Source organism: Streptomyces sp. NPDC005811 (genome assembly GCF_040630405.1).
In the GTDB taxonomy this organism is placed as follows: domain Bacteria; phylum Actinomycetota; class Actinomycetes; order Streptomycetales; family Streptomycetaceae; genus Streptomyces.
Window position 1 is genome coordinate 1 of record NZ_JBEXXK010000066.1, and the last position, 18,664, is coordinate 18,664.

Sequence of the window (18,664 nt, forward strand, 5' to 3'; positions counted from 1 at the left end):
CGCACGGAACCCACCCGTGACCGCCGATCGGCCGCTACACTCCCACCGCTCGACGTTTCCCCAGGTCAAGCCACGAAGTCCTGTTGGAGTACTAGTACTCCAGCCGTAGATCGTGAGAGCATCGCAGAGCGGTAACTGGTGCCGCTGGTCCGTGCGGGCGCCAGGCTTGAGAACGGCATCCTCGTCGAACGCACTGAAACGCGGGCTGCGTGAGGCCGTGGGGCTGGGAGGCAGAAGGACCGTGGCGATCTGTTTCGAGCTCGTGGTGAACTTCGGCGATGACGCCGAGGCAGCACAGACGGCTGCGCGCATCGACCTCAAGCCACGGGTGCTTCGCGCGGGCGCCCACCGCATCCCTCTCCACCGGCCGATGCTGGCGAAGGTGGGCTCGTACATCGAACTCTCGATCCTGCCCGTGGCCGTCAGTTGGGGTCGTGGCCTGGACGGCAGCCTCCCCAGATTCGAGCTCACCGCAGCAGAGCTGAGCGAACTGGGACACCAACTCTACGCACTGCTCGCGCAGTTCCACGGGTATGTCGCCGCGAAGGTCGGCTGGGATCCGGAATCACTCGTGGACCCTGCTGAGCTCAGGTGTGAGTGGTCGGATGAACTGAACGACGGCAGCATCCATGGGCTCGTGCTCTGCGAAAAGCTGCACGCGGAACTTGACCTGAGTACCGACTACGAAGTGTTCCAGCCTGGATACCGATGGATACCGTATCGCGGGGAGGGCTGAGCAACCTGACGGCCGACTGACAAAGTAGGCCCGACCCAGGCCAGCTCATCCACATAATTGACAATTACTCCTCGGTTTCGGAGGCGGCCTTCGTCAGGGGAGGCGGTCGTGCGCTGCGGCCGGTGGTTGGCTGTTGTGCAGGATCGGCGTGGCCGGGGGGATTGCTGTGCGCGGGGCGGGGGTGGGTTGGTAGGTGATGCCGGTGTCGCGAGCGAAGCGGTTGGCCTCCTGTGCTGAGCCGGTCATTTTGTGTAGCCAGAACACGTACGCCACCGAGGTGACCTGTTCTTCGGTCAGGTGCATGACCCACCGCTTGACCAGGTGGTCGCAGCGGGCTGCGCGGACCTGGTCGGCGAGGCCGTCGGCGAGCGGCGTCTGCAGCTGGTCGGCCAGGCTGACGGCGAGCAGCAGGGCTGCCATCTGGGACAGGCTGAGCTCGACACGCTGGCGCCCGGGTTCCTCGTCAGCGGCGGGCGTTCGCCGGGGGCGGGCCTGGGCGTACAGGAGGAGATCGTGGCCCGGCGGGGTGATGCGGACTGCCCACCGGACGGGCCGGCCCTCCCACGCCGACAGAGCCGCCCGTTCCTCTCGGTCGGCGAGTTCGAGCAGGCCGCGGTCGGCGAGATTGAGCACGCGCTGCTTCACCGGCTGAAGCACCGCCTGGACCGCCCAGCCGTGGCGCGCCTCGTACTGATGTGCTGTCACGATCCTCAGCACGTCAAGGACCCTCTCTTCATGCGGCACTGCCGCCTCCCTCCCGCCCACACCCGTCCGCCGGGAACAACCGGCACGGGGGCTTCGACGTCACGTCCGCAGATGCGCGAGGCACCGTTACTCACTTTCGGGTGACGGCCCGGGCATGCCTGGGGTGGCGTGGGGTGGCGATTGAAGAGAGGAGGTCAAGTCCCGTATGGGCCGTTGCACCGGGCGAGCGTCGACTCCGTGCATTCACGTCATAAATGAATGATGCATGCGAGAGTCATGGATATATGGGCAACAGGCAACATAGTCCATGTTTCTCTGCCAACTCCTGCGCACGGTCGACAGAGTGTGTGTGCGGCCAGAACGGCCGCCACCCGCACACCGCACCGACCCTCTCAGCGGCCCCGCAGCTGCTGGCGGGGAGGGTGCCCGCACCGTCAGGGAGATTTCCTTGTCCGTTTCCGCTTCTGTCTCCGCCCGCCGTCTGTCCGCCGCCGCGCTCGCGGCCGGCGCCCTGGTCTCGGTGGCGGCGCTGCCGGCGTCCGCGGCCGACCACCGCGCCCCGCGTCCGAAGGTGGAAATCTCGGCCGTCCAGTACGACTCCCCGGGACGCGACGACCGCTCCAACCGCTCGCTGAACAAGGAGTGGGTGGAGCTGACCAACACCACCCGCGGCGCGGTCAACCTCGACGGCTGGACGCTGGAGGACGCCTCCGGCCACACCTACACCTTCGACGGCTACCGCCTGGCCGGCCGCGCCACCGTCCGCATCCACACCGGCCAGGGCTACGACACCCGCACCGACCTCTACCAGGACCGCCGCGCCTACGTGTGGAACAACGACCGGGACTCCGCCACCCTGAGCAACGCCCGCGGCCGCGTCATCGACGAAGAGTCCTGGGGCTCCCGCCGCCACGGCGGACGCCACTGACCCGCACACAGCCCCTCGGCTGAGCGCCACGCGGCGCTCGCGCCCCCCGTCCGACACCCCGGCGGCGCGCACACCCCTGCTCCAGGGGTGCGCGCGCCGCCTCGTCATGCCGGCCGGCTCGGCCTACTGCGGTACCTGTTCGTAGGTGACCGTGGTGTCGGGGCAGGCTTCCGCCAGGCGGGTCAGGGCGTCGCGTTCGGCTGCGTCCGCCGGCAGTTGCCAGCGCAGCTTGGTGGCCACCCAGGCACCGGCGTACTCACACCGGAACGCGTCGACCGGCAACCACTCGGCCGGGTCCTTGTCGCTCTTGGAACGGTTGGAGCTGCCCGAGACCGCGATCAGCGACGTCGGTGCCCCCTGGTCGTTCGCGTACGCCTCACGCCGCGCCGCCGTCCAGGCCGACGCACCGGAGTCCCAGGCCTCGGCGAGCGGGACCATGTGGTCGACGTCCAGCGACGATGCCGACGTCACCCAGGTCTGGTCGTACTCCGAGAACCAGCGGCCACCCGACAGAGCACACCGTGCCCCGATTTCTGGTGCCAGCTTCGCCTCGGACAGGATCACCTCCTTGCGGGTGTCGCATCCGTCCGTGGGGTTCACCCCCTTGTTCCAGTGCTTGAACAGGTCCCGGCTGTAACCGTCCCTGCTCTCCAGGGCCTCGCCGATCCACTCCAGGGCCTGGAACAGCGGCACGTCCTGGGCTGTTGCGGGGGCCGCGGCCGCCGGTGCCGTGATGGCCGAGGGCGTGGCCGCCGAGACGGGTTCGGCCGGTGCGGCTGCGGCCGGGACGACGGTGAACAGCATGGACAGTGCGAGCAGGGACGAGAGGCCCCACAGTTTCTTGATCACATCCGGGGTTGTAGCGCCCGGACCACGAAGCCAGGAAGAGCGGCTGCGGTGCACTCACCCGGACAGGGGTAGGAGTTCACCTGAAGAAACGCCACGTCAGCAGCCTGGGGGGCATGTCCACCCTGGAGCGGTGCGTGCGGCCGTTCAGCGCCGACCGGCCGCTGCCGTGCGTCCCGATACTGCAGGACAACGTCTGTAAGGACGGAGAGGGAGTGCTATCGCCGCTCTGGAGCGGACACCGTCAGATCGCTTTAATGCAGCCATGCTCACCAGCCTGCTGCCCGGCATGCGCAACCTTCGAGCCCCACTGGCGGCCGGAAGTCTTTGGCTGGTGGCGCTGTGGCTGCTCGTCGGCAGAGATCTGCCGAAGCCCGGTGCCACTTCCGGCCTCTTGGCGGATCTCTACGACGCTGCCATCTGGGCCGGAAAACCAGCGGTCTTCGCGGCGCTGGCCTTCATCGCCTACCTCCTCGGCGCCATCAGCACAGCCGGCGTCGCTCTGGCGATCGCGCTGCTGGCCCCCCTGCTCGTGCCGGCAGTGGCATTTGATCCGCCCGACGCTTCAGGAGGCAGCCGAGCCGCGCGCTACGTCTGGCCGTGGTCCCCTGCCTACTGGGCGACCCGACACGGCGCGCATCGGGACGACGGCTCGCACGTACTTCTTCCCCCGCGTCCCAAGCGCATCCCGACCGCCAAGGGCTTGGACGCCCTGACCAGGACCTTGATCCACCTTGGCCTCGATCCACGTCTGACGCTCTTACCACTGATCGACGATCTTCCACTGGTTCCCGCCCGGCTCATCGGAACCGATCAGGAACTGTTCGCAGAGTTCGACCGCATCAGAGCTGAAGCCGAATTCCGCGTGTCCATCGGCCCGCCCATGACGGTGCTCTCGAGCGCGTTGCTGCCGCACAGCGCATGGTGGGGGCTCCTCATGAGTGTTCCCGTACTGCTTTTCGTCCATGGGATGTGGCTGTACTGGGACTCCAACGATCTTCTGGCCGAAGCCCTGAGAGCCGGCCGTGTGAACTCGCCGGTCGTAGGAAACTCTGCGACGCCCGGAGGCCAGAGCGGATCTGCCGCGACTGACCCGGGAACACCGCCGGCCGCCTGACCGCCACCGCGCTGCAAGAACACCGGATGCGCAGCGCTTCGCGAGCCGCAACAGGCGTACTCAGACCTCATGTTCTGCGACGAGCGCAGAGGCGCCGCGCTCGGAGCGACGGCGCAGGACCACACCCGGCTACAGGGCCTTCACCGCGAGCTGATAGCCGTCCGCCCCGTCATCAAAGGAATCGAACCCGGAACGGGTGCGGAAGGCCACGGCTTCCCGCTGTGCGGCGATGGCGTAGCCGCGCCTGCGATACCAGCGCATGGTGGTGAAGGCACCGATCCGGACTTTGGCAAAGGCCAGATGACCGCCGTCGTCGCGGGCTGTCTCCTCGGCCGAGGCGAGCAGCGCGGTGGCGATGCCCTGCCCGCGGTGGGACCCGGCGACGGCCAGGAGCTCGATCTCGACGAGAGCCTGGACGAGACCGGCCCGCTGGGCCGCCGGGTGGTCCTCGATCCACTGGATGGGAGGCGCCGTGTACACCATCCCGGCCACGGCGTTCCCAACCCGGGCCACCAGACAGCGGCCGTGCCCGTAAGGCAGGGGAACCCGGCCGCCCTGGGCATCGACTGCCTGGGCCAAGGCCGGCGCCGCCGCATCTGGGATCAGACACCAGACCATCGACGGCCAGGGCGCCCAGCGCCACTGCCGCGCCCCCGTCGCCCGGGGCGGCCAGGGTGAGGGGCACGGTGCATCCTCGCGGGTGCGGGGAGCAGACGGTGACGATGCCTGCGCCGGAGCTTGCCGCGGGACCATCCCCGCGGGTGCGGGGAGCAGTGCTCGTCGCTCAGCTTCTGAATGATGGGCTGGGGACCATCCCCGCGGGTGCGGGGAGCAGCGCCGGAACCCCTCCTCTGAGACGGACGGGAGGGGACCATCCCCGCGGGTGCGGGGAGCAGCGACCAGGTCGTGAACCTGTGGCAGGCGGGCGGGGACCATCCCCGCGGGTGCGGGGAGCAGACCGCAGACGCTGCACACGTTGAACGCCCAGGGGGACCATCCCTGCGGGTGCGGGGAGCAGGCCGGCGTGGAGCGGCAGCGGGAGCCGGCCCCGGGACCATCCCCGCGGGTGCGGGGAGCAGGGGGTGGAAGCGTCCGCCGCGCGCTTGCGGCAGGGACCATCCCCGCGGGTGCGGGGAGCAGACGCAGCCACAGGCCGCGCCGGCCGCGCTTCAGGGACCATCCCCGCGGGTGCGGGGAGCAGTCGGCCGGGTACCGAGAGGGGCAGGGGAGGCGGGGACCATCCCCGCGGGTGCGGGGAGCAGGCGCGAAGCAGGGTCTTCGGGTCCAGGCCGGCGGGACCATCCCCGCGGGTGCGGGGAGCAGTCGGTGTAGATCTCGGCGTTGTCGAGGAGGTTGGGACCATCCCCGCGGGTGCGGGGAGCAGGTGGCCGGGCCCAAGGGCTGGCTGAAGGCGAAAGGACCATCCCCGCGGGTGCGGGGAGCAGCTCGGCCACGACATCGAGCTGATGGCCGATGCGGGACCATCCCCGCGGGTGCGGGGAGCAGGCCCCGGCCGCGACCTGGTCGTACATCTTGAGGGGACCATCCCCGCGGGTGCGGGGAGCAGAGTAGGCCTTCGCGAATCCGTCGACTTCGACGAGGGACCATCCCCGCGGGTGCGGGGAGCAGACGATCCTGCTCCGCGACGGCGATGAGGCGACGGGACCATCCCCGCGGGTGCGGGGAGCAGGCCGGCTGGCAGTCCGAGCTGTCGTTGTCGGGGGGACCATCCCCGCGGGTGCGGGGAGCAGCAGTGCAGAACGAAGATCCCGTCCGGCTTGGTGGGACCATCCCCGCGGGTGCGGGGAGCAGCAGCTCTACATCTTGTCTTTGAGGCTGCCTTGCCTGGGAAGGTACACGCTAGCGATGCATCCGGATGCTGCATGACGGCGCAGGAGGAGCTGTGTTGCGGTCGGTGTCTGGAGGCCGGATCCAGCCCGTCGGAACGTGCAGTCGCACTAGTGTTGTTACCTGCATTGAAGAGCATGCTGGCGGGGGAGCAGGAACGTGACGCGCGTTGTTGGGGTACATGGCATTCGGCAGTCCATGACGTCGAAAGCACAGCTGACGGACGATTGGTCCGGGGCGCTCAATGGTGGTCTTGGCGAGCTAGACTTGCCGAACCTGCCCGGCGGCGCGCTGGAACTGCCTCACTGGACGGGGCTGTTGGCACGCGGAGCGAACCATCTCGGTCCGGAGGAGGATCGCTTCGATGCCGCAGTGCCCTTGAGCGAGGAGGAAGCCGACTTCGTAGCCGCGGCGCTCGAGGAAGTCGTCCGTCGGGAAGACCTCGAGCGTATCCAGCAGTTGGAGCTGCAGACGCTGGGTCTGCCGCAGCTTTGGCCTCCGCGTCTGACACGCCTGGTGATGGCATACGACCTGCGCTTTCCCCGGGGCGGGGGCAGGCTCCTGGTGAGCGCGCTGCGTGAGGTGCGGTTCTACCTGTACCAGCCCGACCTCGCTGCTCGGGTTCGAGCCTTGGTTGCGGAGGCCTTCGGTGCCAGCACGTCCGTCGTCATCGGGCATTCACTGGGAAGTGTGATCGCTTACGATCTGCTCCGCCGGGGCGAGATCGCACCGGACCGAACGGCTGCCGTGCGCACGCTGGTGACGTGCGGATCGCCGTTGAGTATTCCCTCGGTGCGGCGTGGGCTGAATATCGCCGACGGAGAGTCTTTGAAGCTGCCGGGCGGCATCTCCTGGGTCAATGTCTTCGACCCAGGGGACTTCATCACGGGAGGCACGGGGCTCAGTACTGTCTCGCCGGAGGTCACCGATGCCGAAGTCAACAACGGCATCGGTGACCCGCACAGCGCGCTGCGCTACCTGCGGGCCAGTCCGGTCGCGCGCGTGATTGCGGACAATTGCTGGTGAGCTCGAGCATGGTTCCGAAGACGAAGCGACGAACGCTGATTGAGATTGCTGTCTCGGCGTACGACACCGGCGACGCTGACAGAGACGTTCTGTTCAAGAAGGGCATCGACGCACAGGTCACCGCCGTGAGGGGGTGGTGGGCCAATGAGGATCTCGGCATGGAGCGTAGCTTCACTGTTGCTGCACCCGAGCAACTCCACGATGTCTACGATCTCCGCGCATTCCTGGACGCGAGGAGACCGGAGAACGCTGCCCACAACGAGGCCCTTGTCATCTACATCACCGGCCACGGAGTCGGCCGGCCGTCGGGCGAGCATTTCCTGCTCCTCCCGAAGTCTCGCGAGCACCGTCTTCCGGCCACGGCGTTTCCGACCGCAGACCTGATCACGAGGGTGGTGGATTCCGATGCCGACCATGTTCTGATTATGGTTGATTCTTGCTTCTCCGGTGTCCTAGAAGGAGAGTTGCTAAGGCGTTTCCAAGCACTGAACGACACACGCCGGAATCTGAACTCCCTCGTTGTTATCTCGTCTGCGAACGCGACAGGGACTCCACATCCGGAACAGTTCACGCGCTTTCTCGACGCCGTTGTCACCCACTTCAAGCAGCGAGAGTCAGGGTTCGCGCGTTCTCACCTGAGCTTCGGGGAACTCTTCACGGCGATGACGGGCTTGTACCAGGCGGGAGTCGCGCCCGAAGTCCAGTTCCTCTGGCCGGAACATACGCTGCCGGGGCGCAAGGAGCACGAGCAGCCCAGTCCCTGCCTCCCTAACCCCGGCTATGAGCCTCAGCCTGACCTCGACTCGTACTGGCTTTCCCGAGCCTCCGGGCGACCTTCTCACGATGCCCTTGGCTGGTACTTCACTGGCCGGACCAGTCACGTGCGGCGCATAACCGAGTTCCTTGAGGGAGGGAGCGGCACTCTCGTCGTCACGGGGGAGGCGGGCTCGGGCAAGTCCGCACTGCTCGCTCGGGTCGTCACACTCAGCGCCCCGGCATTCCGGTCCGACGAGAGGTACCGGTCTCTCATCGAGGCCGTACCGCCCGATCTCCTCGTGCCGGAGGGAGTCGTCGACGCTGCCGTGCTCGCTCGGAACGTGGACGTTGATGAGTTGGCCGCGGCACTGTACACCGCGATTTCGGACAAGCCGCTCGCCGGTGGCAGAGCGATCACCCCACTCGATCAGCTTCTGGACCACGTGCTGGCCACCGTCCGCCAGGAGGGCCGGCCTCTGACGATCGTCATCGACGGCATCGACGAGGCGCGGAACCCCCGTTGGATCGTCACCAACCTCATCCGTCTGCTGGCCGAGCAGTGGATGGACGACGGACAGCCCGCCGTCCGGATGCTTCTGGGCATCCGCAGCGCGCAGGCAGGCACAGTTGGCCGACTCCGTCCGTCACAAGACCGGGCATCAGATCTGCTCGACCTGCTGGTCCGTTCTACGGACGCCGACGAGCCCCTGCGGACGGACACCGGCACCGCGGAGGACATCGAGGCATATGCGCGCACGCTGCTCGGGATCGTGTTCGATGATTCCGACTCCTCGCAACGTTCGGTTCCCCGCAGGCTGGACGAGGTCGCTGCCGCGCTGGCCGAGGAGGTGGCACCCTCGTTCCTCGACACCCGACTTGCCGTCGAGGCGCTTCATGCGCGCGGGCGGCTGCCTGATCCGGACGATCCGGAGTGGCGGCGCACCTTGCGGCAGGGGACGCAAGAGCTTCTACGGCAGGACATTGCCGCGATACGGCGCCACACGGGTCTGACGGCCGAGCATGTCGTACACGTCCTGCGGGCCACGGCACTTGCGCAGGGCGCCGGCCTTCCGTGGGCCGAAGTGTGGCCGTGCGCGGTGGCGGCACTGGCAGGAGGTGACATCACCGCTCCTGACACGGTGATCCGGGGCGTACGGGAGAGCCGGCTCAACGGGTACCTGGCGACCGCTGTGGAGGACGACAGGTACGTCTACCGTCCGGTCCACGAGCGCATCAGCGAGGTGCTGAGGGAGAACTCGCACCTGCTTCTCGGTGCCGAAGCGACACCCAGCGCATCTGAGGCGACGGCGGGCGTGAGGGATGCCCATAGGCAACTGGCCGAAGCCTTCAGTGACTTGCACAAGACGCAGGACGTGCTGCCGCACCCGTACCTGCGCCGCCACCTGGTCCAGCACGCAGCAGCCGGAGGTGTGCTGAACGACCGGGTCATCACAGAGAAGTTTCTGCCCTACGAGACAAGCGGGAACGTGCGGGGCACTCTCGGACTTCTCTCGGAGCACGCCGAGGACACGACGCGCCTGACCGCGTGGTTGCGGATCGAACCCTTCCTTGCCGACGCGCCGCCCCTCGCGCGTGCGGAAAGCCTGCGCTTTGCCCAGTGGGAGTCGGAGACTGTCGACCCTTCGAGCACCCGCGGCACGGGCAGCCCGGTCGTCGGGCATCTCGTGCCGAGGTGGAAGGACCTCACGGTGCCGGGCAACGTCTTGGCGCGAGAAGACGCGGATGTGTGCTCCCTCGTGTCCTTCACGCTGCGGGACGGGACCTCGCTGATCGCGGTGGGCGTCGCCGACGGCACCGTACGGGTGTGGGATCCGTCCACCGTGACTCCGGTCGGCCCACCGATCCCGGGGCCCGGCGCGTTCGCGCGGACGCTGGCTGTCGTGCCCCGTCCGCAGGGAGAGCCCCTGTTGGCCGTTGGCTGCGACAGTGGCGCCTGGACGTGCGATCCGCTGAGCGGCCAGCATGCACCGCTGCCGGTCACCGCGTCCGTTCACGACATGGTGTCCTTCAGTGACCGGGAGGGGATGGTTCGGCTGGCCATCGCTACGTCCGACGGTCTTGTCCTGTGCGATCCGCGCACCGGGACCGTTCTCGCCGCGAGCGCGGCGGACGCCGACGCCCCGGCAGGTCCGGTGAACGTACTCGCCGCCTTGAGCCTGCCCGGCCACCGCGCACTCCTGGCCGTTCCCGGAGCGGACACCGTCGACATCCTCGACGGCGCATCCCTCGATCCGGTGTGCACTGTGCCGGTCCCGGAAGGCCGCTTCTCCGCGCTTGCCTTGCTCAACACGCCGAACGGCAGTCCCATCTTGGCCGTGGCCTCGCGGGCCTCGAAAACGGTCAGATTCTGGGACGCCCTGACAGGTACTGAACGCCGGCACTGCACGATCAGGCAGTCCGCGGCCGTGCTGACGCCGTACCCTCGGCCGGACGCGGACACCCTGCTCGCACTCGGCGCCGACGACGGCGCCATACAGCTGTGGGATCCCGAAACCGGCGAGGAGGTCTGCCGGTTTCCCTCCGACCACACAAGTGCCGTAACAGGGCTCGCTGTTGTGCGCGGCCACGGCGGGGTCTCCGTGCTCGTCTCCGGCTCGCTCGACCGGACCGTCCGTGTCTGGAATCCCGAAGTGCGGACGCGCCGCACGGTGTCGTCCTCCCGGTCTGTCGATGGAACGTTGTTCGCGGTGTTGCCGGGGGGCTCCGGTCCTGCCGGGCTGGTCTCGGCTGGCCCCGACCGGAACCTCGTCGTGAGGTCGGCCGACGCGGGCGAGGTCACGGCATCGATCGCCCTTCCCCAGACAGGGGTTGATGGCCCGGTGACGGCCCTCGCCACGCACACGGCGGCGGACGGTTCTTCGATGGTCTTCGTCGGGCTGCCGGACAGGACGGTCGGCTGCTGGAGTGGCGACTGGCAGTTGATGAAGGCGTGGACCTCGGAAGAGGACCATGCGACAGCGTTCACCGCCTTCGCTGACGGTGCACGAACCGTCCTGGCCGTAGGGACGAGCCGCGGCGCGGTCGCGTACTGCGACCCGGAGACCGGCGAGGTGCTGGGGTGGCTCCATGGCGACGGGGACATCGGCCGACCTGTCCGCGCGCTGGCGTACCTGCCCCTGCCATCCGGCGGCGTTCTCGCTGTCGCCTCCGATCAGGGCGTACTGCTGTGTCGCCCGTTTCACCCACCGCACGACGTATGGCCGGGACATATCGGCCCCGTGGAGTCCCTGGCCGTCTGCCCGGGGGACGACGAGGGCGAGTGGCTCCTGGCAGCCGGGGGAGCCGACGGCAGCGTACGCCTGTGGGCTCCGGATGCTCCGGAACAAGAGCCGTTCACGCTGCCGACCCGGCACGAGGGCCCCGTATCCGCCCTCGACGTCGTCCGGCCGTCCGGTTCCCGCCCCCTGATCGTGAGCGCCGGCCTCAAGGACACGACCATGCGGCTGTGGGACGCCCGCACAGGAGAAGAGGTCCTGCGACTGGTCACCGCCACGTCCTTGACGTCCCTCGGTGTCCCGCCGCTCCACCCCGTCCCGGCCGCTCAGCAGCCCTTGATCGCGTTTGGCGGCTCAGCCGGGATCGCCGCAGTGACGCTGCGTCCGGCACAGCCCCGGGAGTAGCCTGCAGGGCACACGGACGCCGCTGGTCACCCGATGCCAGGCCCACTACGATCGGCTCGCCGCCACCGGGCGGCATGGTTCTGCTCCGCACCGCGGAGATGGCCCTTGTGGCGACTGAAGAGGCATCAGCCCCGCAGAGCGGGGATCGCGGCTGTCACCCGGTCACGTGCATCCGTGAGACGGCTTCCCGGGCGTGCAGCCGCGCTCGGTCGGACATCGCCTCCCGGGTGTCGTGAGGCGAGGCGAAGCCGAGCAGCGTGTTCCCGCGGGCGAGGACGCTGCTCTGGGAGACCAGGCGGCCGAAGGCCGTCAGACGCGAGGGATCCGATGGCCGAATCAGGTGCGGAAGACTCCGTGCATCGATGCCCACGTGGTGGGCGACGGCGTTCACCAACGCGGCCCGGATCGCATCCCAGGCTGGGCCGCCGGTCGCCCGATAGGCCTTGGCGACCGTGTCGGCGTGCAGCACGTCAGCGCCGTGCCGGTTGAGTGCGTAGGCGGCCACGTAGAGGCCGGTGTGGTCCTGATCGCGGCACCGCTCACCGTCGACATATCCCGCGCAGTCGCAACCGGTCAGCCGCGGCAGCACCGCCGCCGTGATGTGCTCTGGATCCGCGTGACGAACCCGGGCCCCAGCGGACGGCAGCGGAAGCCCTGCCCGCAGTGCCTGCTCCCGCCATGACGTGCGCGCCTGGTCGAGTGCGGGGGAGGGCTGATGCTCCGCACCGAACGAAACCATGCACGGCGGGCTGGCGCGGCCGAGTCGGCTCACTCCTGCGAGAAAGGCGGCCGCCACGCGGGCGCTTTGCTCGTCCTCGGCGGCGAAACCGTACGCGAGATCGGCCCGTTGCCGTGGGCTCAGCGCCTGCGCCCACAGTTCGAGCATGACGGAACCAGCGGTGACCATTTCAGCGACGAGCGGATTCCATGCACGTCGGTCGCAGAGATCGATCGTCCCCCAACACCATTGATGCGCAATGCGGTTGGAATCTTGCGGTTCACTCATAGTGCCCTCGCCCCCGTGCTACGGTCCTGCCTCATCTCATCAGACAACTGTGGAGACTGAAGTAAGGACCAGATACCATTGTCCGAATTGCATCCGTCTCCGGCGGAGGAGTTACATCCCCGCTGGGATCCGCGACGACAAACATGCGTCCCGGCACTGACAACCGCCGGGCAAAGTACCTCCCTCACCCTGGTCGATGCATTGCGGCACGCGGAAGCGTTGCTCGGCATCTCGGGAACGACCCCAGGTGAGACCGTCGCACTGCTGGAGTACCTCCTCGCTGTCTGCTACGCATCCGGGACCTGCCCGGCGACGGTCGAGGACTGGCTGGACCAGGTGCACGGCAACAGCCCGCTGACCGAAGCTGCCGACTGGCTGGACAGCCGCCCCGACGAACACTGGAACCTCTTCCACCCCGCAGAGCCACTGGGGCAGAACGCTCTCCTCGCTCCCTACCTCAACGAGTACGGAGCAGGTCCCGCCCAGCTGGTGATCGAGCACGCCGGGGACTACAACCTCTTCTTCGACCATCACCACCTCGAACACCCGGCTCCGCTGCCCGCCGATGCCGCCTTCCGGGCGATGCTCACCCAGCACGCCTACGGGCCCGGCGGCCGTGCCCGGATATCCGGCAACGACACCCTGGGCCCTACGATCACCAACCTGGCCGTTGGACGTCTCGGTGCACGCATTCGCGTCTTCGCACTGGGCAAGACCCTCGGTGACACGCTGCGGCTCAACCTCGTGCCGAGCGATGGAGCCCCCGGCCGCTTCAACCGCACCTGGACGGTGGCTCCCGAGCCCCGCAGGGGATTTCTGGCCAAACCGCCGGGACGGCGGGTGGACGGGCCGGCGGACCTGCATACCGTTCTCGGACGCTCGATCCTGATGCGGCCGACCGTCACCGAGGACGGGCAGCCCGCCGTCGACCGTGTCCTGCTGGCGGCCGGTGAGCTGCTCGAACCGCTGGCCGCCCATCACCTGCAGGACGCGGTCTACACGACAGCAGCGGACGGTACGGCGAAGCCGCTGCGGCCCTCGGCCTCCCGGGCTCTGTGGCGCGAGGCGCATGCCCTGTACGCCGCTGTCGCGGACCGCGACCACGGACCCGACCTCTACGACCGCCTCGCCAGGCTCAGCGGCCGTCGCCTCACCCTCTGGACCGTCGGACTGATCGCCAAACAGACCACGGTCGTCACCTGGGTGTCGGACACTTTCCCCTTCGTCCCAGGCCGCGAGCGTGACCTGCGGTACGCGGCCGAGCGGGGTTCCCTCATCGCCGAGTACGTGGCCTCCAGCCTGTCCAGGGCTGCGTACGTCGCCTGGACCGTGACGTACCCCAACCCGAAACCGGCCGACAAGGACGACCAGATCGCCCGGTTCGACGCGCGGCCGGAGCACTGGGCCCACACCGCGGAGCCCTTCCACATGCTGCTGGACGACACGACGGCAGCCGAGAACGAGGACCAGGTCGACGCGGCGCTCGTCGAGTACGCGGCCGTGCTCGCGGAAGCCGCGGCGCGTTTCCTGCGCAACCGGCTCGACTCGCTGCCCGCCAACTCACGCGGCTACCAGGCACAGGCACAGGCGGCCCGCCGCCTTGAGAGCGACCTCACCGGGCCCAAGGCCCCTGACGAACTGAAGGCGGACCGAAAGTGATCGCCGACGCACCGGGCAGCGGAAAACGCAACGCACCCACCGAAGAGACCTACATGCGTGGGCCCACGCGCAGCGAACTGCTCACACAGTGGCTCCTCGGCCTGGTAAACAGCCGCGACTACGGCAAACTTGCCGAACTGCGACGACCAACCATCAGTCAGAACGCCCACATCGAAGCGGGCTGGTTCGACCCAGGACGCCGCGAGGTCTTCGAGCAGGTGGCCTTCCTGTTCGCCATCTACCACCAGGGAACCGCCGAGCCGTCCAGAGGCTACGGGAGCCTCGGGTCCGCCGCCCGCCGGATCGGCACCAGCGTTGGACGTGGCCCCGACGACGCCGGCGCCAGTCGGCTGATGGACCGCATCGTCGCCAGCCGCCGACCTCCCCTGAGACACCTCCAGCACGCCATCACCCGGCTCCGCTCGTGCGACCGGCCGCCGCCCTCCTGGTCACAGCTCGCGGACGACCTCGCCCGCTGGACCGACCGTCAGGCCCGCGTCCGCTACCACTGGGCCGTCGACTTCCACGCGCCGCCACCGAGAACAGACGCCAGGAACAACAAAACCACCACGACGACCACAACGAAGGACACACTGACGTGAGCACCCACGTTGCCCTGACCGGGCACCAGTTCCTCTCCCTCCACCTGCTGGAGACGCTCGCCGCCGTGCTCCCCGTCCGGGACGAGAACGGCGCCCCGAAGACCATCGTCTATGGCGGCGTGGAGCGCCACATGATCACCAGTCAGGCGCGCCGCCGCGCCGAGCGGGTGTACTCGCGCGATCGGGCGAACGCCCAGAAGGGGCCACTCGCCGGACACACCATGGGCGTCCGCACCCGTGAATGGGCGCTGGTGACCGCTCGCGCCCTGGAAACCCGGCACGGCTGGCCCAAGGAACAGGCCCTGTCGACGGCGCGCGCGGTTCTGCAGGCCATCGGCCTCAAATTCGGCGACCCGGCGAAGCCCACGGTCGCCAACCTGACCAAGGTGCTGCTCTTCGCACCAGCGGACGCGGGCGAGCGTATCGCCGACCACATCAACACCGAACAGGCGACGATCGGCGCGTGGGCAGAGCAATACATCGCGCTGTCCGAGGCGGCAGCCGCCTCAGCGGCTGCAAAGAAGCTGAAGGGGCGGCGCAAGAGCAGCCCCCAAGAGGAGGACGCGAGCACGAACGAAGCGGACGCCGCCGATGCCAAGCTCCCCGCGCTGCCGAAAACGAGCCGGAACGCAGTTCTCACCGCGCTGGCACCCCGCGACGCGATCGACATCGCGCTCTACGGCCGCTTCCTCGCCGAGATCCCGGACTCGCCGAACGTCGACGGGGCGATCCAGAGCAGCCACGCCTTCACCGTCCACGAGGCCGAGCACACGGACGACTTCTACGCCGCCGCCGACGACGCCAAGCTCGCCCGCAAGAGCAACGCCCTCGACTTCCTCGACGCGGCCGACGATTCCGGAGCCGGCATGACCGGCTACCAGGCCCTCATCTCCGGCACCTTCTACCGCCACGCCGTCCTCGACCGTCGCAAACTGCGGCAGAACCTCCGTGCGGCGGGCATGTCCGAAGCGGACGCCGAGTCCGCCGCCGTCGCTGCCGAGACGGAGTTCGTCAGCTCCTTCGTCAACGCCTTCCCGGAAGCCAAGAAGAACTCGACCGCCTCGACCGGAGTGCTGCCCGCCCTCGTCCTCGCCTTCGACGGAGACCGCCCGTTCAACTACGCCGCCGCATTCCAAAGGCCCATCGACGAGATCGCAGACGGCGGCCCCGCCGGAGAACTCGCCGTACGCCGACTCCTCGCCCACCACGACTTCGTCTGCCGACGGCGCAACGACATCACGGCAGGCCGCGTCCTCACCTACGAACCCGCCGTCCACGCCGTCCTCCAAGAGCTGAGCGTCAAGGACGTCGAGTCCGTCGAGGAGCTCACGGCGTGACCCACCACGTCCTGCTCATCAGGCTCGCCGCCCCACTGCAGTCCTGGGGAACGGTCTCCCGGTTCTCCCGACGCGACACCCACAGCCGACCGACGAAGTCCGCGGTGATCGGCCTGTGCGCCGCCGCCCTCGGGCACGACCGGGCCGAGGAACTCGACAACGATCTCGTCGCAGCCCGCTTCGGCGTCCGCGCCGACCACCCCGGCACCCCCGTGCGCGACTACCACATCGTCGGGGCCGGCAGATACCCCATCCGCCCGCGTGACATTATCACCGACCACCGCCTGGCGGCAGCGCTGGCCGCCGACATGGCGAACACCGACGGTACGGCGTTCGGCCACCACACGCACGCCGACTGGTACGGAGCGCCGAAATACGTCGTCACCGAGCCGGACTCGGGCGCTCTGGTCTCCAAACAGCTTTCCCGGGGCGCGCTCGTCACCGAACGCTGGTATCTGGCCGATGCCGCGTTCGTGGCCGCGTTGCAGCACCCGGACCGGGCCTTCCTCGCAAGGGTCGCCGCGGCGCTGGAGAGCCCGAAACGCCTGCTGTGGCTGGGCCGCAAGTCGTGCCCACCCTCCGGAACACTGGCCGGACCCGTGAGCACCGGGACCATCGAAGACGCCTTCGAGTCCACCGCACTACTGCCCTCGCAGAGCATCGGGCCACGGCCCTCACCCCGACCCTGGGCATGGGTCGAAACGGCACCAGGCACCCCAGCGGCAGCCCCCATACAGGACCAGCCCGTCACCTTCGACGCGGACCGTCGCGCACACACCACGCGGTGGGAGACACGCACCCGGGTCACCATCGCCGAGAACGCCACCGAATGGGACGTCATCCCGTGACCAAGCCACCCACCGCCGCCCGTTTCGTTGCCACACACAGCGTTCTGACCATGGACGCCCGGCACCCGTACACCGCCAAGTCCCTCGTCGACGCCCAGGACATGCACCGCACCGTCATGAGTGGCTTCCGCGGCTGGGTCGCGGACGGCGACCCCGATGCCCGCGCTCAGATGGGGGTGCTGTCCACCTGGTCCGTCGACCTGAAGGCCGGCGCCCTTGTCCTGGTCGTGCAGTCCCGAGTCCCGGGGGACTGGGCAGGCATGCCCCGCAGCGCACTCACCGACAAACCGCACGTAATCACTGTCGACCGCACCCTCCGCATCGGAGACTCCCTGACCTTCCGCACAATCGTCAACCCCACATACAACCGTCTGTCCGGGCCACCAGCCCCGGACCGCCCTCGCGGCCGACGAACCGCTCACACGCGCCCCGACCACGTGAAGAACTGGTTCGTACGCCGCCTCCAGCCCCCCGGCGAACCACGCCAAGCCCCCGACGGCCTCACCCGCATCGGCGCTACCGCAGAAGAGGAGTCCCTGGCCGTCCGGATGCTGCCGACCGTCACAAGCCCCGGCCCCCACAAAGGTCTGCGCATAGTCCGCGCGGAAATCCGGGGCACGCTCACGGTCACCGATCCTGCCGCCTTGGTCGACGCCATGACCCAGGGCATCGGGCATGCACGGGCATACGGCTGCGGACTGCTGCTGACTCGATAGGTGCCTGTGCGGGAGGGAGCGAAGCGCAGTGATTCCTTCGCAGGCCACGGTCTGCTCCCGAGCACGAGATCGTCCCCCTAGCCGAAGGTCCCTTGTGCCGCATCGAGCTCTGCTATCTCCCCCCCCGGGATGGTCCCTAAGGATCCGAGATTGGGGTTCGAATCCTTGCTGCTCCCTGCACCCTGCACCCGCGGGGATGGTCCCAACCTCCTGACCGGTGACGCCCGGATGCTGGCCCGCTCCCCGCGCCCGCGGGGATGATCCCGAGTGCATTTTCACGGACTACCCACTGACCCGCTGTTTCCCGCGCCCGCGGGGATGGTCCCTCGGAGAGGACGTCCTGACAAGTGCGGCCCGCCTGCTCCCTGCGCCTGGGGTGATGTTCCCCGTGCCCGCGGGGATGTTCCCAAGCGCAAGGGGGCGGAGTGGGAGACCGAGCTCTGTTCCCCGCGTCTGCGGGGATGTTCGTGCAGAGCCGCTCCTCGCCAACGATAAGTGGCTCTGGTCCGCGCGCCCGCGAGGGGGTAGGCGTTCTGGCTCCTCGGCTGGCCGCCGCTTCGGGGACCAGCCCCGCGGGTGCGGGGAGCAGGGACGGGGCCGCCGTCGCGAACCGCCGGTCCACGCGTCCGCGGGGATGTTCCCGCCGGGTCCACCCAGTGAACGCCGGTGACCTCCTGCTCCCCGCACACGCGGTGATGTTCCCTCGTGCGGCGACCGCGGAGAACCGAGCGTCGACTGTTCCCGGCGTCTGCGGGGATGTTCCCCTGCGCGAGTACATCTCGACTCTGTCCGCCCCCTGCTCCCCGCACCCGCGGGGATGTTCCCCGCGCGAAGCTCTCGAACAGCCGCTGTCCGGTCTGCTCCTCGCGCCCGCGGGATGTTCCCGACCGGCA

Annotated in this window: 14 protein-coding genes and 1 CRISPR repeat array; of the genes, 10 read left to right on the plus strand and 4 right to left on the minus strand. The window is 68.7% G+C overall.

The annotated features are described in order from the left end of the window. Window positions 1–241 precede the first annotated feature (241 nt). A complete protein-coding gene (locus ABZ490_RS44400) occupies window positions 242–736 on the plus strand; it encodes a hypothetical protein (protein ID WP_359003929.1) in 495 nt (164 codons plus the stop codon). 93 nt (window positions 737–829) lie between these two features. On the opposite strand, the gene ABZ490_RS44405 is transcribed toward ABZ490_RS44400, so the two are convergent. Further along, the gene (locus ABZ490_RS44405; RefSeq protein WP_359003932.1) at window positions 830–1,453 is read right to left on the minus strand and encodes a DUF6417 family protein; all 624 of its coding nucleotides are present in this window, start codon (window positions 1,451–1,453) and stop codon (window positions 830–832) included. 436 nt (window positions 1,454–1,889) lie between these two features. Between ABZ490_RS44405 and ABZ490_RS44410 the strand changes: the two genes are divergently transcribed. Then, a complete protein-coding gene (locus tag ABZ490_RS44410) occupies window positions 1,890–2,369 on the plus strand; it encodes a lamin tail domain-containing protein (protein WP_359003935.1) in 480 nt (159 codons plus the stop codon). Between the two features lie 123 nt (window positions 2,370–2,492). On the opposite strand, the gene ABZ490_RS44415 is transcribed toward ABZ490_RS44410, so the two are convergent. Beyond that, window positions 2,493–3,215: an HNH endonuclease family protein gene (locus tag ABZ490_RS44415; protein WP_359004059.1), complete on the minus strand. Its 723-nt coding sequence runs from the start codon at window positions 3,213–3,215 to the stop codon at window positions 2,493–2,495. A 265-nt stretch (window positions 3,216–3,480) separates the two neighbouring features. Between ABZ490_RS44415 and ABZ490_RS44420 the strand changes: the two genes are divergently transcribed. Further along, window positions 3,481–4,332: a hypothetical protein gene (locus tag ABZ490_RS44420; RefSeq protein WP_359003938.1), complete on the plus strand. Its 852-nt coding sequence runs from the start codon at window positions 3,481–3,483 to the stop codon at window positions 4,330–4,332. Window positions 4,333–4,461: 129 nt separating this feature from the next. Here ABZ490_RS44420 and ABZ490_RS44425 read toward each other — a convergent pair whose 3' ends face one another. Beyond that, on the minus strand, window positions 4,462–4,950 hold the full coding sequence (locus ABZ490_RS44425; RefSeq protein ID WP_359003941.1) for a GNAT family N-acetyltransferase: 489 nt from the start codon (window positions 4,948–4,950) through the stop codon (window positions 4,462–4,464). A 66-nt stretch (window positions 4,951–5,016) separates the two neighbouring features. Further along, window positions 5,017–6,144: a CRISPR direct-repeat array (repeat unit 29 nt; unit sequence GGGACCATCCCCGCGGGTGCGGGGAGCAG). A gap of 234 nt (window positions 6,145–6,378) precedes the next feature. Between ABZ490_RS44425 and ABZ490_RS44430 the strand changes: the two genes are divergently transcribed. Then, window positions 6,379–7,206: a hypothetical protein gene (locus ABZ490_RS44430; RefSeq protein WP_359003944.1), complete on the plus strand. Its 828-nt coding sequence runs from the start codon at window positions 6,379–6,381 to the stop codon at window positions 7,204–7,206. Window positions 7,207–7,214: 8 nt separating this feature from the next. Beyond that, a complete protein-coding gene (locus ABZ490_RS44435; protein WP_359003947.1) occupies window positions 7,215–11,603 on the plus strand; it encodes an AAA family ATPase in 4,389 nt (1,462 codons plus the stop codon). Between the two features lie 154 nt (window positions 11,604–11,757). Here ABZ490_RS44435 and ABZ490_RS44440 read toward each other — a convergent pair whose 3' ends face one another. Further along, the gene (locus ABZ490_RS44440) at window positions 11,758–12,609 is read right to left on the minus strand and encodes an HD domain-containing protein (RefSeq protein WP_359003950.1); all 852 of its coding nucleotides are present in this window, start codon (window positions 12,607–12,609) and stop codon (window positions 11,758–11,760) included. Between the two features lie 87 nt (window positions 12,610–12,696). On the opposite strand from ABZ490_RS44440, the gene ABZ490_RS44445 reads away from it, so the two are divergent. The 5 genes from ABZ490_RS44445 to ABZ490_RS44465 are packed head-to-tail and all read left to right on the plus strand — an operon-like array spanning window position 12,697 to window position 17,771. Continuing rightward, window positions 12,697–14,268, plus strand: a complete 1,572-nt coding sequence (locus ABZ490_RS44445; protein ID WP_359004062.1) for a type I-E CRISPR-associated protein Cse1/CasA — start codon at window positions 12,697–12,699, stop codon at window positions 14,266–14,268. After that, on the plus strand, window positions 14,265–14,870 hold the full coding sequence (gene casB, locus ABZ490_RS44450; RefSeq protein ID WP_359003954.1) for a type I-E CRISPR-associated protein Cse2/CasB: 606 nt from the start codon (window positions 14,265–14,267) through the stop codon (window positions 14,868–14,870). Before ABZ490_RS44445 ends, casB begins: the two co-directional genes overlap by 4 nt. Then, window positions 14,867–16,207 (plus strand): type I-E CRISPR-associated protein Cas7/Cse4/CasC, encoded by a 1,341-nt coding sequence (locus ABZ490_RS44455; RefSeq protein ID WP_359003957.1) that lies wholly within the window; start codon window positions 14,867–14,869, stop codon window positions 16,205–16,207. The genes casB and ABZ490_RS44455 overlap by 4 nt, the downstream gene beginning before the upstream one ends. Next, window positions 16,204–17,055, plus strand: coding sequence for a type I-E CRISPR-associated protein Cas5/CasD (gene cas5e / locus ABZ490_RS44460; protein WP_359003960.1), 852 nt, complete (start codon window positions 16,204–16,206; stop codon window positions 17,053–17,055). Before ABZ490_RS44455 ends, cas5e begins: the two co-directional genes overlap by 4 nt. Before the next feature lie 50 nt (window positions 17,056–17,105). After that, complete coding sequence (locus ABZ490_RS44465) at window positions 17,106–17,771, plus strand: type I-E CRISPR-associated protein Cas6/Cse3/CasE (protein ID WP_359003963.1); 666 nt, start codon at window positions 17,106–17,108, stop codon at window positions 17,769–17,771. Window positions 17,772–18,664: the final 893 nt, after the last annotated feature.

Excerpts from the sequence above, each read along its gene's own strand:
- ABZ490_RS44420 (WP_359003938.1), top strand. The coding sequence starts at position 3,481 with ATGCTCACCAGCCTGCTGCCCGGCATGCGCAACCTTCGAGCCCCACTG.
- ABZ490_RS44425 (WP_359003941.1), bottom strand. The coding sequence starts at position 4,950 with ATGGTCTGGTGTCTGATCCCAGATGCGGCGGCGCCGGCCTTGGCCCAG.
- ABZ490_RS44430 (WP_359003944.1), top strand. The coding sequence starts at position 6,379 with ATGACGTCGAAAGCACAGCTGACGGACGATTGGTCCGGGGCGCTCAAT.
- ABZ490_RS44435 (WP_359003947.1), top strand. The coding sequence starts at position 7,215 with ATGGTTCCGAAGACGAAGCGACGAACGCTGATTGAGATTGCTGTCTCG.
- ABZ490_RS44440 (WP_359003950.1), bottom strand. The coding sequence starts at position 12,609 with ATGAGTGAACCGCAAGATTCCAACCGCATTGCGCATCAATGGTGTTGG.
- ABZ490_RS44465 (WP_359003963.1), top strand. The coding sequence starts at position 17,106 with ATGGACGCCCGGCACCCGTACACCGCCAAGTCCCTCGTCGACGCCCAG.